At 63.8% G+C, this 12,205-nt stretch carries 10 protein-coding genes; 3 read left to right on the forward strand and 7 right to left on the reverse strand.

The features are described 5' to 3' along the window. Positions 1–157 precede the first annotated feature (157 nt). The 5 genes from AAFX91_RS32325 to AAFX91_RS32345 all read right to left on the reverse strand — a co-directional run bounded on the left by AAFX91_RS32325 (position 158) and on the right by AAFX91_RS32345 (position 6,574). Positions 158–2,455 carry a GumC family protein gene (locus AAFX91_RS32325; RefSeq protein ID WP_394569280.1) on the reverse strand — a complete coding sequence of 766 codons (2,298 nt, stop codon included), beginning with the start codon at positions 2,453–2,455 and terminating at the stop codon, positions 158–160. Between the two features lie 156 nt (positions 2,456–2,611). Continuing rightward, on the reverse strand, positions 2,612–3,364 hold the full coding sequence (locus tag AAFX91_RS32330) for a polysaccharide deacetylase family protein (protein WP_130583737.1): 753 nt from the start codon (positions 3,362–3,364) through the stop codon (positions 2,612–2,614). A gap of 4 nt (positions 3,365–3,368) precedes the next feature. Further along, the gene (locus AAFX91_RS32335; protein WP_130583738.1) at positions 3,369–4,175 is read right to left on the reverse strand and encodes a bifunctional 2-polyprenyl-6-hydroxyphenol methylase/3-demethylubiquinol 3-O-methyltransferase UbiG; all 807 of its coding nucleotides are present in this window, start codon (positions 4,173–4,175) and stop codon (positions 3,369–3,371) included. Between the two features lie 6 nt (positions 4,176–4,181). Then, positions 4,182–5,624: a lipopolysaccharide biosynthesis protein gene (locus AAFX91_RS32340; RefSeq protein WP_394569281.1), complete on the reverse strand. Its 1,443-nt coding sequence runs from the start codon at positions 5,622–5,624 to the stop codon at positions 4,182–4,184. Next, positions 5,618–6,574, reverse strand: a complete 957-nt coding sequence (locus AAFX91_RS32345; protein ID WP_394569282.1) for a DUF6492 family protein — start codon at positions 6,572–6,574, stop codon at positions 5,618–5,620. The genes AAFX91_RS32340 and AAFX91_RS32345 overlap by 7 nt, the downstream gene beginning before the upstream one ends. 407 nt (positions 6,575–6,981) lie before the next feature. On the opposite strand from AAFX91_RS32345, the gene AAFX91_RS32350 reads away from it, so the two are divergent. Next, entirely contained in the window at positions 6,982–7,968 is a 987-nt protein-coding gene (locus AAFX91_RS32350) for a glycoside hydrolase family 26 protein (RefSeq protein WP_394569283.1), read from the forward strand. 68 nt (positions 7,969–8,036) lie between these two features. Here AAFX91_RS32350 and AAFX91_RS32355 read toward each other — a convergent pair whose 3' ends face one another. Next, positions 8,037–9,170 carry a radical SAM protein gene (locus tag AAFX91_RS32355; protein WP_130583503.1) on the reverse strand — a complete coding sequence of 378 codons (1,134 nt, stop codon included), beginning with the start codon at positions 9,168–9,170 and terminating at the stop codon, positions 8,037–8,039. 405 nt (positions 9,171–9,575) lie between these two features. Here AAFX91_RS32355 and AAFX91_RS32360 point away from each other — a divergent pair, with 405 nt between their 5' ends. Together AAFX91_RS32360 and AAFX91_RS32365 are read left to right on the forward strand one after the other, a co-directional pair. Continuing rightward, positions 9,576–10,586 (forward strand): glycosyltransferase family 2 protein, encoded by a 1,011-nt coding sequence (locus AAFX91_RS32360; protein ID WP_282529021.1) that lies wholly within the window; start codon positions 9,576–9,578, stop codon positions 10,584–10,586. Further along, positions 10,583–11,896, forward strand: coding sequence for an O-antigen ligase (locus AAFX91_RS32365; RefSeq protein WP_130583502.1), 1,314 nt, complete (start codon positions 10,583–10,585; stop codon positions 11,894–11,896). Before AAFX91_RS32360 ends, AAFX91_RS32365 begins: the two co-directional genes overlap by 4 nt. Here AAFX91_RS32365 and AAFX91_RS32370 read toward each other — a convergent pair. After that, positions 11,866–12,054 carry a hypothetical protein gene (locus AAFX91_RS32370; protein WP_394569284.1) on the reverse strand — a complete coding sequence of 63 codons (189 nt, stop codon included), beginning with the start codon at positions 12,052–12,054 and terminating at the stop codon, positions 11,866–11,868. The two genes, AAFX91_RS32365 and AAFX91_RS32370, sit on opposite strands and share 31 nt — an antisense overlap. Between the last annotated feature and the right edge of the window lie 151 nt (positions 12,055–12,205).

A 12,205-nucleotide genomic window follows, 5' to 3' on the forward strand; every position in this document is an offset into this window, starting at 1 on the left:
CCACAAAATGCTCCAGGCCAGATGGAACAACGACTTCCTTCTCCGCGCCCTCGCCCATATGCGATAGCCCTACCTTTTCAAGGGGAGGTGAAGGAAGCGCGGAGTGCGGTCAACTGCGCTTCGAACCTTCGCTGGTCAGAGAGCGCCAGTGGAGCGCTCACGCATATTGCTTGTCTTGCTGACGGCTCTCCACCATGGGATTGAGCTCGTTCAGGACGACGCCGACCAGCTTGCGCTCCGCGCCACCGAGCGCGGTGAGGATGTCTTCCATGCAGTCGTTGATATCGAGATGGACCGGCAGCACGGCGAGGAGGCCGTCGGCGAGATCGAAGAGCTTGCGATCAGCCGCGCTCCACGGCACCGCCGGCCCGTCGAGAATGATGAGATCGTAACCGCCGACGGATCGCGCCTGCGCGACCGACTTGCGGATGGCTTCCGCCGCTCTGGCGTCTCCGCCTTCGATGACGGGCAGGATGGAAATTCCGTTCGCCGTGTTGATGGCGCGCGTTGCCTTGCTGCCGATGCTGAGCCAGCCGAGGCGGCCGGCCTCGCGCTTGCCAAGCCGGACGACCTTGCCCGACAATTCGCGCTTCTGATGATCGGCATCGATCATCAGCACCTTGGCGCCGTCGCGTGCGGCCGAGAGCGCGACGTTCAACGCCACCACGCTGCGGTCGATGGATGAACCCGCGCCGATCACGGCCATGACTGGCGTTCCGGTCGCGGGCGCGTACTTCTTGAGCGTCGCGCACATGTCGCGGATGGCGCCGAGGAAGGTCATCAGCGGAAAGCCCGCGCGCAATGTCGGCCAACCCAGCCGCGTGACGTCGGCGACCTGGCCGCCGGTGAGGATGCCGCCCAGCGTGCGCATCACGTCTGATTCCTGCAGCCGAGCAATCACCGGCTTCTCAATGACGCTGACGGCCGCTTGCGGTGCCGGCTTTCCGAGGACCGGCTGTTTCGCCGGCGCCGCTGTCGTCTGCTTCTCGGGCGAGGTCGACTTGCTCGGCCGAATCGGGTCGGCGCCGGGCGCAAGCTGGTCGACGGCGATGATCCAGGCCGCGGCCGCGAGCCCGCCGAGCACGAAGCCGATCATGGCGAGCAGGCTCATCGCCGGCGGGAAGGTGCGCCGCTGCGGCACGGTGGCTTCGCCGATCACGCGCGCGCTCGAGGTGTTCAGGCTCTCCTGTTCCTCCGTCTCGCGCGAGCGCTTGAGGAAGGACTGGTAGACGTCGCGGCTCGCCTCGACATCGCGCTCGAGTTCGCGCAGGCGCACCGAGGCCTGGCTCATCTGCACGCTCTGGCGCTTCTGCGCGTCCAGCGCCTTGTTCAGTGATGCCTCATAGTCGCGGGCGCGGGTCAAATCGTTCTTCGCGGCCTGCGCGAAGCGCTCGATCTCTTCCCTGATGGTACGGCGGAGATCCTCGACCTGCTGCTCGACCTGCCGGAGCGCCGGATGCCGCGGGCCCAGTTCGCTCTGCAGTTCGGCCTGCCGCTTTTTGGCATCAGCATATTGCGCGCGCAGGTTAGCGATGGTCGGCGACTGCAGCGCCTCGGGGATCGCGCCGGGGTCGCTCGAATTGCGCCGGCTGGCCTCGATCTGGTCGTACTTCGCCTGCGCATCGAGCGTCAGTGCCCGCGCGGCGGCGAGCCGCTGGTTGCTGGCGGAAAGCTGCTGGTCGGCGATCAGCGTGTCCTGGGTGCCGACGAAATTGTTCTGCGCCTTGTAGACGGCAAGCACGTTCTCGGCGTTGCGCAGCCGTTCCTGCAATTCCTTCAGTCGCCCCGAGAGATCCCTGGTGGCGCGCCGGGCGGCGGCGGCCTGCGATTGCTTGGATTCGGCGAGGTAGGCAGTCGAAAGCGCGTTGGCGAGCATCGCCGCCTTGGCTGGCTCATAGGACCAGACGTCGATGTCGACGACGAAGGTGCGGTCGGTCTTGCGCACATTGATGTGACGACTGAGGGCGTCCAGCGCGCTCATCGTCGCCTGGTGCTGCTGTTCTGCCGTTGGACGCTGCTCGATCCCGACCAGGCCGAGCAGCGCGCCGAGGAGGCTCTTGCCATCGCCGCCGCCGCCGAATTCCGGGTCCTTGTCGAGATTGGTGTTCTTGATGACCTGCAACAGCACGCTGTTGGAGGTGATCACCCGCGCCTCGCTGTCGACCACCATCGCGAGACCCGAAACGTCTTGCGCGCGCGGGGTCAGTTCGCGCTCGACGAGCTGCAATTCGCGCGGGTCGACATAGAGCTGCGCGGTTGCGGCGTACTTCGGCGTCAGGCTCTTGCCGATCGCAACCGCGATGCAGGCGCAGAGCAGCGCGGCAGCCGCGATCGCAGCCTTGCGACGCCACAGCAGCAGGACCAGGTCGACCACGTTGAAGCCCTGGCTTCGGCGCGGCTCGCCGGCGCCCTGGCTCTTGGCCTGGCTGTTTATCGGCTGGTCGTAATCAAGCATCGACCCCAGCTTCCATTCCAAACGCCGCACACATCGGCTGAGGGGTTACTCTTCGGGCTGTGCGATGTGCGAGAGCGGACCGCGCGGCAACAACGCAGCAGTAAAAATTAACCATAGTCCTTGAGGGACTATTCACTGAAAAGGCAAACAAAGCGTTTAAGCGCTCGCGCATCGGAACGCCTCCGCCATGGTGAGCGCCGGAATATTCCGCTTCGCCGCCGTTTCCAGCGCGTGGTTCAGGAGCCCCGGCGAGCAGCCATACAGGCTGGGCCGGGTGGCAACGTCGTGGCTGTAGAAAATTAACCAGCCGTTATGGATTTGCGCCTCGTCGAAGGCCCGCTCGATTGCATCGCGATCCATCTGGCGATCGATCAGCGGCATCGCGCGCAGGAACTGCAGGTCGACATTGCCGAAGTTCACGCCCTCCACGATCGAGCGGCAGGTCGCAAACCTGGACTTGAGCAGGTATTTGTGCGCGAACGAGCCGTAGCCGAACGGATAGGCGAAGGTTTCGATCTGCATCGACGGATCGAGCAAGTCGAAGTAGCGGCGGTTGCAGGCGATGTCGCCGGCAAGCGAGCTGACATCGAGATCGCTGGTGCGGCGGTGCGAAAAGGTGTGGCAGCCGATCTCGTGGCCGCGGCGATGCAGCGACAGCACGTCGTCATCGTTGCCTGACGTCCAGTTCGCCGTGTCGACGCCGACCAGGCCGCCCGACACATAGAACGTGCCGCGGGCGCCATGGGCCTCCAGCATGTCGGCGCCAGATGTCACCGCGCTCTTCGACAGGTCGTCGAAGGTGAAGCTGACCATCGGCGTGGCATTGCGCAGCCGGACCCGATCGACCGGCAGATGCATCGCCAGCCGGTGGCTGACCTTCACGACGGCTTCGGACCACAGCGCGTGCATCTTCTCACAGTTTCCGCAGGATCACATGATAGTCGCCGTGCCGCACGTCGGTCTTGCCGGGCAGGAAGAAGTTCATCGCCTTCGCGGTGGCGTCGACCAGCGCGGCGAGCAGGGGCTTGCGCAGGCGCATCTCCGGATAGCGCGGGCTCTCATAGACCTTGCGGTAGATCACCTGCAGGCCGTGCGCCCTGGCGAAAGCTTCGAGCTTGCCCAGCGTGACCAGCGGATGGAAATGGGTCGGGAACGGCGCCTCGCCCGGCAGGCCGGCCTTCTTGTCGCCGCGCACATAGCGATAGAACCAGACGTGGAACCAATGCGGTGAATACTTCGTCACCACGCCGGAGAGCGACTTCGGATTCGGTGCGCCGATCAGGATCAAGCCGTTCGGCTTGATCGCCTCGCAGAAACCGCTGAGCGCGGCCTCGACATCGGGCACGTGCTCGATAACGTTGTAGCAGACGATGAAATCGAAGCTTTTCGGTGCGAAACGGTAGGTCTGAATGTCGCCCAGGATCGTTGCCTGCGCGTACTGATTGTTTTTGACCTGATCCTCGTCGATGTCGACCACGGTGATGTGGCTGCGGCGCAGCACCTTGAGCGGCAGGAAGCTGGTCGAGCCGCCGCCGGCCTCGTAGATCGCGAGCGGGCCCGCCGGCAGCGTTGCCTCCAGGATGCTGTGCACGGTGAGGAGGCTCTGCCGCGCCTCGCCCGGCGGCAGGTCGAGCAGCGACTGCGGATGCGCGGCCGGCCCCGCCGTGTCGACATTGGCGAGCGTTGCATGGATGGCACCGAAAGTAAGGATGTCGGTCATTGGCTGTTATCCAATATTGCTGCTTGCGAATTTTGCTCTGAAGGCCGTGAAGCTGTGTTTCAGCCGGCCGCGAATCCTTGCGATGTCGAACAGCCAGGCCAGAACGCCGTAGGTGAGGATGCCAACCACCGCCAGCACGATGCAGGCGGCGAGATCCGGAATATGCAGGATGCGATCGAGTGCGGCGACCGTCAGCGCCATCGCGAGTGCGGCGATCAGGACCAGCGCCAGCCGGCCAAGCGGCAGCGGAACGCGGAAGGCATAACGGGTCAGCACCAGCGCACAGGCAAAGCCGATGATGTCGGCGCCGAGCCGCGCCCAGGCCGCGCCGACGGCACCGTAGTGGCTAACCAGCAGATAGGACAGGATCACATTGGCCGCGATCAGCGAGGCGGTGTTGACGAGATAGAAGCCGTTGCGGCCCGACAGCAGGAAGCTCGCGTGCAGATACTGCTGCGTCAAGACCTGGAACACCACGGCGACCGCGATCACAGGCATGATTTCCGCCGCGAGCTCGCGGAAGTCAGGGCCGAGGATGATGTTGGCGACATGCCCGGAGACCACGGCAAAGCCGAGCGAAGCCGGAAGCGTAACTGATAGCAATAGCTCGAGACATTCGGCGAGATGCGAGCGCACCGCGCCATCACCCTGCTTGGCGTGGATCTGGACGGCGAGCGGAAAGAACGCTGCCGCCATGCTCATCGCCGGCATCATCAGCGTCTGCCTGACGAGGTCGAGCGAGGCGACATATCGGCCAGCATCGGCCGCGCCGACGAGGTTGGCGATCATGAAACGGTCGGTGATGCTGGCGATCGCAAGCAGGGTCAGCGACAGCGTCAGCGGCAGGCCGGTCTTGGCCACGGCCATGAGACCAGTACGGTCGAAGCTGACATGCGTGCCACGCCAGGCGGTGCGCGACTGCACGAGCACTGCGAGCAGATAGGCGAGGGCGGAGGAAAGCAACAGCCAGAAGCCGTTCGGCCTCACCAGCGCGACGACGACGCCGAGTGTGAGCACGGAGACGGCGCGCACCAGCGTCGCCTTCATCACCGAAAGCGCCATCAGCCGCGCGCGAACCAGGTCCTGCGTCAGTTCGAACAGGCCGATCGCGACCGAGAGCGCCACCGTGGCGAACGCCGCGGTGTTGTCCAGGCCGGCGAGCCGGGCGAGCACATAGGCGATCGGTGCCGTCAGGCAGCAAATGATATAGCCTGACAGTACAAGTTCGCGGACGTCGGTGCCGTCGTTGCGGGCGTGCCCGCTCAGGATCAGATTTCGGAACCAGCCGACCAGGAACACGCTGATCACGGAAGCGAAGCCGATGCCGAGCAAATAGACGCCGTAATCATGCGGCGAGAACAGCCGCGTGAAAACGAACACGCTGAGCAGCCCCAGCAGCGCTGAGAGGATGTTGGCGGTCAGGTTGATGCTGGCTTGCCCGATCAGCATAACGCCGCAAACTCCGTGCGTTTGCCGCTGCCGGTGAGCGAAAGGATTTCGTTGCTCTCGGCGATCGCAGCGCGGATGGTCTCGACCGGCGTGCCGGAGAAGGATGCGATCGAGAACGCGACGTCGTCCTTGTTGGCGCGACGCAAGAGATCCTGCAACTCGCTTTTGCTGAGCCTCGGATCGTCCCAATAGCTGACGCAGGGGGTGTCCGGGACAGCGGCATGCCGCAGCGAGGCCGCGGCATCGTTCTGCACGAAATAGCCGTACAGCATGTATTCGGAGAATTCGCGGGTCTTGCACAGCGCGTCGATCCAGTCGAGGCCGGTGACGGTCTCGATGCGCTCGGCCAGGGCTCGGGTGGTCTGCTTGTCCCAGAAGATGATGTGCCCGATGAAATCGTCGGCCGGGAACGGCGGCGTCGGCAGCCCCAGCAGCTCATGGGTGGTCACGAGCCAGCGTGAATGTCGCGGCTGGTCCGCCGTCACTACATTCGACATGGTCAGCATCGGGATCGCGTTTGGATATTCGAACCGTGTCAGGTCGAAGTCGCGGAAGAACACGATGTCGGAATCCAGGATGCAAAAGCGCTGGTGAGGCAGTCCGATGGTGGCGGCGATCTTGAGGATCTGCTGCACATGCCATCCGTTCACCGGTTTGGCCCGCAGCGACCACCAGAACTGGCGCCGGCGGCGCTGGATGATGCGTGGCAGCGGCCGCAGCCACCCGGGCAGGAAGGTCGAGGCCGGGATGACGACGCGACGCTCGCCGGCAAGCGGCGCGAACAGCGGCAGGTCGCAATCGGGAACCAAGAGATAATGCTTGGAGAACGAGGTAACGTGCCGGTCCACGCTCTCACAAAGCAAGGTGCAGATCTCCAGGTCGCGCCCGTAAGTCGGGGTTAACAACGCAACTGGGTCCATCTCATAGATCTCTCTGGCGATCGCGTTCACGGTTGTCGCTTTCCAAGCCGCCGTTCGTCCTCGGCGAACCTTTCAGCAAGATCGATGCCGAACCGGCGCATTGGCCGCGGCTGGGATCGTCGTTGGTTAATTTTGTTTGCGGCTGACGATCGCTGCGCTGCTGACGGCGCGAAGTAACCATAAGAAGCCGTGTTTCGTGTCCGTCTGCGCGGCTTGCCCGGATATTGCAGAGCCGGATCCGCGCATCGCCGATGCAGTTCGGCGCGGGTATGAGTGCATGTGGGATTACGGGATTTCCGGGCGGGATCGCGCCGCGGGTGATACCAAGGCTGTGCCGCCAGTTGGTTTCGGCACAACCGTTCCGTCCGCGGTGTCCGCTTTTGAAACGGTGGGCAAGAGATTGGCGCCATTCTTTTGCAAATTCGCGAGGAGGGCAGATGGCTCGAACTGAACGATTGAGCCGGCGCCGGTTCGTCGGCGGGATGCTGACGGCCTCGGCCGGCGCAGTTCTCGGCGGCGCCACCCCTGCGCGGGACGCCGCCGGCGCAGCCTCCCGTCTCGGCGCCGATCCCGCGCGGTTTGCCGGCGCCTTTGTGGACTGGGGATCCGACGGCCGCGAGCACATGCTGCAGGCCTGGGAGAAATGGCTGAAGCAGAAGCCGTCATCCGTGCTCGGTGTGGACTTCTACGGCCAATCGACCTGGGAAGATTTTCGAAAAGTGGATTGGGTGCCGGGCATCTGGAGACGGCTTAATCCAAAACGGAACGTGGTCTGGTCGATGCCGCTGACGATCACGGGAACGCCGCTGGTCGATGTCGCGGATGGTCTGCATGATTCCGAGTTCGAGGCGGCGGCCCGCGCGATCTCCGATGCGCAGCCGCGCGCGATCATCCGGCTCGGCTGGGAGATGAACCTCTCGCAGATGGGCTGGTTCGCAAAGGGCCAGGAAGCCGACTACATCAGGGCGTTCCGGCGCGTGACGGAGATCTTCCGCCGTGCGTCCAGCGAGTTCAAGTTCGACTGGTGTCCCGGCTGGGGGGCGCAGGAGATGCCGGCCGATCTCGCCTATCCCGGCGATGATGTCGTCGACTATATCGGGCTCGACGTCTACGACTTCAAATCGGAAGGCTCGGTGGAGGAGCGCTGGCAGACGCTTTATCTCAAGGCGCCTTTCGGTCTCGAATGGCATCGCGATTTCGCCGCGCGCCACGGCAAGCGCATGAGCTTTCCGGAGTGGGGCGTCGGCCACGCCGGCGACAATCCTTACTTTATCCAGAAAATGCACGACTGGTTTGTGGAGAACCGCGACAGCATCGCTTATGCGGCCTACTTCAATGTCGACGGCCTATGGCCGACGCAGATCGACACCGGCCGCTTCCCGGAATCGGAAAAGCTGTTCCGAAAGCTGTTCGCAGCCAAGTGACCTCGTAGCCCGGGTGAAGCGAAGCGCAACCCGGGACAACTGCATCAGCGATTACGAGCGGCCAGGGGTTACGCTGCCGCTTCACCCGGGCTGCGGTTGCTGTTGACCTCGTTCGCCTGCGCCTTCATTCCCGTCAGCAGGGTCAGGCCCATCTTGAGCTTGTCCTGCAGCGTGCGCTGGGCGAGGCAGGTGAAGAGACAGAGCTTGTCGCAGGCCACGGTTTCCTTGCGGCGCATGCGCGCTTCCTCGCTGTACCAGATCTCGCGCGCGGTCTGGGTGCGCACGTTGCCGATCGGCTTGAAGAACCAGCAGACCTCGAGGCGGCCGTCGGAGCGGATGAAATAGTTGCGCATGCCGACCCGGCAGGGCATGACCTCCGGCGGCGCCTTCTCGCGGCGGAAATGATTGGGCCAGGCGTTCAGCACGGCCTCGCCATTGAGGATCGGCGCGCCCCGGCGCTTCAGCCGCAGCAACTCGTCGCGAACCGCGATCAGATCATCCATCTCGCGTTCGCCGATCCACAATTCGTCCTCGACCTCCTGCGTGCCCATCTCGACGGGCTGGAAGCTCAGCGCGGTGGCGCCGATCTGCTGGATCCAGTCGACCATCTGCGGGAGCTGGCGGAAGTTCAGTCTGTGCACGACTGGTTTGATGATGATCGGAAAATCCAATCCTTCGGCGCGGCGCTTCTCGGAGACGTTCCGGATCCCCTGCACGATGTCGTTCAGCGAGTTTTCGACGCCGCGCGAATAGTTGTGGATATTCGGATCGCGCGAATCGATCGAGATGTTGATGTTGAAGGGATGTGCTTCGACCGTCCGCGCGACGATCTTCTTGTTCAGATAGGCGCCGCCATTGGTGGTCACGCCCCAATGGATGTCGTTGTCGCGGCAGAACCGGACGAGGTCGAGGAAACCCTTCTTGATATAGGGCTCACCGCCGGCGAATTCGACATGATAGGCGCCGATGAATTCCTTCAGGCTCGAGAGCGCGCGCTGCCATTCCTCGATCGACATTTCCTCGCGGTAGTTCGGGCGGCGCCAATAATCGCAATAACGGCACTTGTAGTTGCAGCGCTCGACGACCTCCGCGAAGATCGCGGCCGGCCGGGTGACATCGCGGCCGGTGCGCAGATAGAGTTCTTCCGACAGCGCGTTGCGGACATGTTTTGTGCCCAGCGAAACGAGGTCTAGCGCTTTCAAGGTGAAACCTCAGACGTTTGCGAGTGTTGTTACGGTCTCGGTCGATTTCTTTGTCGTCCCGAGGAACAGCAAATCGAATGCCAGTGGGGATGAAGGCTCTTCGTGCCGGCGCTCTCGACGGTGTTTAACCTTAACGAATTGCTGCCAACGCGCGCGCCATCGCGCGCTCGTCAATGCTCATCGAATGGCAGTGGAGCGGAAAGCGCGCGAAATGCCCTCCGATTAACCCTCGCAAGAGATCGTCGCCGCGCCGCGCGTGGCTGGATCGGATTTTGCCATGACCTGGCCATACCCTGCGAATCGCTTTCGTGCGGCTCCGCCCATCAACGATTTCGGGACGATTGCGTCCCATGATGGTGGCGTGACCCGTTCTGGGACGGCGTGTCGCGGACTGGGATTGAAGCCATGAACAAGATGTCGATTGCGACCGAGTTTCTTGTAACGGACCGCGCCTGGGTCGCGGCCTCGCCCGGGCTCGACTGCTCCGTCGAGACGGTAGTCTGCATCCCGAGCTTCCGCCGGCCGCAGCATCTGCGGCTGACGCTGGAATCGGTCGCCGCGCAGCGCACCGCGCGCCGCTTTGCGGTCGTGGTGGTCGAGAACGACGCGGCCAATTGTGAAAGCGCACCGGTGGCCGCGGAATTCCTGGCGTCTGGAAAGCTGAATGGCCTTTGCCTCGTCGAGCCGCGGCAGGGTAACTGCCACGCCATCAACGCAGCGTTCGAGACGGCGCTCGCAACCTTCCCGCAAGCCGCGAACTTCCTGATGATTGACGACGACGAGATCGCCTCGCCGGATTGGCTCGAGCGCATGATCGAGGCCGCCGAGACGACCGGGGCGGACGTGATCGGCGGGCCGGTCTGGCCGAATTTCGACGACGAGCGCAAGCGCGGCCTGAAGCGTCATCCGGCATTTGCGCCGGCCTATCATAGCAGCGGGCCGGTGCCCGTGATCTATGGCTGCGGCAATTGCCTGATCCGGCGCCAGGTGTTCGCTGGCCTCGGCAGCCCCGCGTTCGATTTGCGCTTCAATTTCCTAGGTGGCGGCGACCATGATTTCTTTGCACGCTCCCGCCGTGCGGGCTTCCGATTCTACTGGGCGACGGAAGCGGCCATCTCGGAGACGGTGCCGCGGAGCCGGACCAAGCTCGGCTGGATTGTGCGGCGCGGCCTGCGGATCGGGGCGATCAACTATCACATCGAGCGCAAGGGCGCGCAGTCGACGTGGTCGCGTGCCGCTGTGATGGCCAAGATGTTCGGCCTGGTGCCGTTCTCGCTATTCCGCGCCACGCGCATCGTCTTGAGGGAACGGAAGGCCATCATCGCCATGCATCCGATGATGGTGGCCGTCGGCAGCGCGCTTGCGGTGCTCGGCATCGAGCCGCAACCCTACGCCGCGGCGAAGATCGTTTCGTGACCGAGTTTCTCATCACGTCCGAAGCCCGGGCCGTCTTCGCCGATGTGTGGCGGCGGCCGGTGATGGATTTCGTCCGCGCCGCGGTCTTCATCGGCATCCTGCTGCTGGTGTGGATTTCGCTGCATCCGTTCGACGATCTCAGCGACATGCGCGTCGGAGAGGTGACCTCCGGCAAGGAGGCCGTGCTCTACGCGCTGTTCGGCCTGCTCATGGTGCTGATGCTCGTGTTGACCATGCGCGACAACATGCCGGCGTTGGCGTCGCTGCTGACCCCGGCCTATGTGCTGTTCGGGACCTGGCTTTGCCTGACGGTCGTACTGTCGTTCGATCCGGCCACCTCGAGTCGCCGCTTTGCGCTCTCGGTATTCGTCGTGGTGGTGACGGCGACGGTGATGCTGTTGCCGAAGTCGCAGAGCGAGTTGATGCGGTGGTTCAGCATCGCCGCGCTGGTCTTGCTCGCGACCTGCTATCTCGGGATCTTGCTGGCTCCGAACCTGTCGATCCATCTGGCGACCGACCCGCAGGAGCCGGCGCTCGCCGGCAATTGGCGTGGCGCGTTCGGGCACAAGAACGTCGCCGCTGCGATAATGGCGATGACGATGTTCCTCGGCGTCTACTTCATCCGTGCCGGCGGATGGATCTCCGGCGTCATCGTCATAGCGCTCTCGGCCCTGTTCCTGGTCTATTCCGCGGGCAAGAGCTCGATCTCGCTTTGCCTGGCCGTGCTGCTGCTGACCTCGCTGACGTCGGTCGTTCGTTCCTTCTGGGGACGCGCATTGATGTTGCTGCTGCCGCTCATCGTGCTCAACCTGTTCAGCGTCGGCACGGTGCTGAGCGACACGCTCGCGTCGATCGCAAAGCTCCTGCCGCTGGATACGAGCTTCACCGGCCGCTCCGACATCTGGGTCTTTGCCGTCGATTCGCTGCATCAGCGGCTCCTGACCGGCTATGGTTTCGAAGCCTTCTGGGGCAGCAATGCGATCACGAATCTGAAGGAAGGCAAGGAATGGGCAGGCTATGCCTCGCACAGCCATAACGGTTATCTCGACACCGCGCTCGGCACCGGCCTGCCGGGTCTTGTGTTCCTGATCGCCGCTGTTGTCGTCAAGCCGCTGCGCGATTTCCAGGCCGCCGACGAGGACGGCAATGACGGCCCGCTGTCGATGATGTTCCTGCGGATATGGCTGTTCGGCCTCTATCTGTCGTCGATGGAGAGCTTCTTCCTCGACCGCGCCGATCCGATCTGGGCGACGTTCCTGATCGCCGTGTTCGGCCTGCACTATCTCGCGCGGTTCCGTTTGCGGGCATAGATGACGGCCGCCACCGTCGTTGCCACATCGCGCCACCAGCCGGTGAAATCGAATGGCGCCTGCGGCGGTGGTCGTTTCGCCGCGGCCAGGATCGCATCCGCATAGACCTCGCCTGCCGATCCACGCGGAACCGGCACGATCGCGCCGCGATCGATCAACTGCCTGAAGCGCGGATGATGGTCGAACTCGTCCGCTAGCGCGGGGCCGGTCGCGACCAGCGGCCGGCCCGCTTGCGGTGTGCCGAGTATGAACGACAGCTTGGAGGTGGAAGTCCTCTATCCAGCCTGATGACGGCGAAGGATTAGCGAA

It is taken from the genome of Bradyrhizobium sp. 31Argb (genome assembly GCF_043638955.1).
Taxonomy (GTDB): Bacteria; Pseudomonadota; Alphaproteobacteria; order Rhizobiales; family Xanthobacteraceae; genus Bradyrhizobium.

Bases quoted from the DNA above. Each gene is read 5' to 3' on its own strand.
- AAFX91_RS32325 (WP_394569280.1), bottom strand. From the start codon at position 2,455: ATGCTTGATTACGACCAGCCGATAAACAGCCAGGCCAAGAGCCAGGGC.
- AAFX91_RS32330 (WP_130583737.1), bottom strand. From the start codon at position 3,364: ATGCACGCGCTGTGGTCCGAAGCCGTCGTGAAGGTCAGCCACCGGCTG.
- AAFX91_RS32335 (WP_130583738.1), bottom strand. From the start codon at position 4,175: ATGACCGACATCCTTACTTTCGGTGCCATCCATGCAACGCTCGCCAAT.
- AAFX91_RS32340 (WP_394569281.1), bottom strand. From the start codon at position 5,624: ATGCTGATCGGGCAAGCCAGCATCAACCTGACCGCCAACATCCTCTCA.
- AAFX91_RS32350 (WP_394569283.1), top strand. From the start codon at position 6,982: ATGGCTCGAACTGAACGATTGAGCCGGCGCCGGTTCGTCGGCGGGATG.
- AAFX91_RS32360 (WP_282529021.1), top strand. From the start codon at position 9,576: ATGAACAAGATGTCGATTGCGACCGAGTTTCTTGTAACGGACCGCGCC.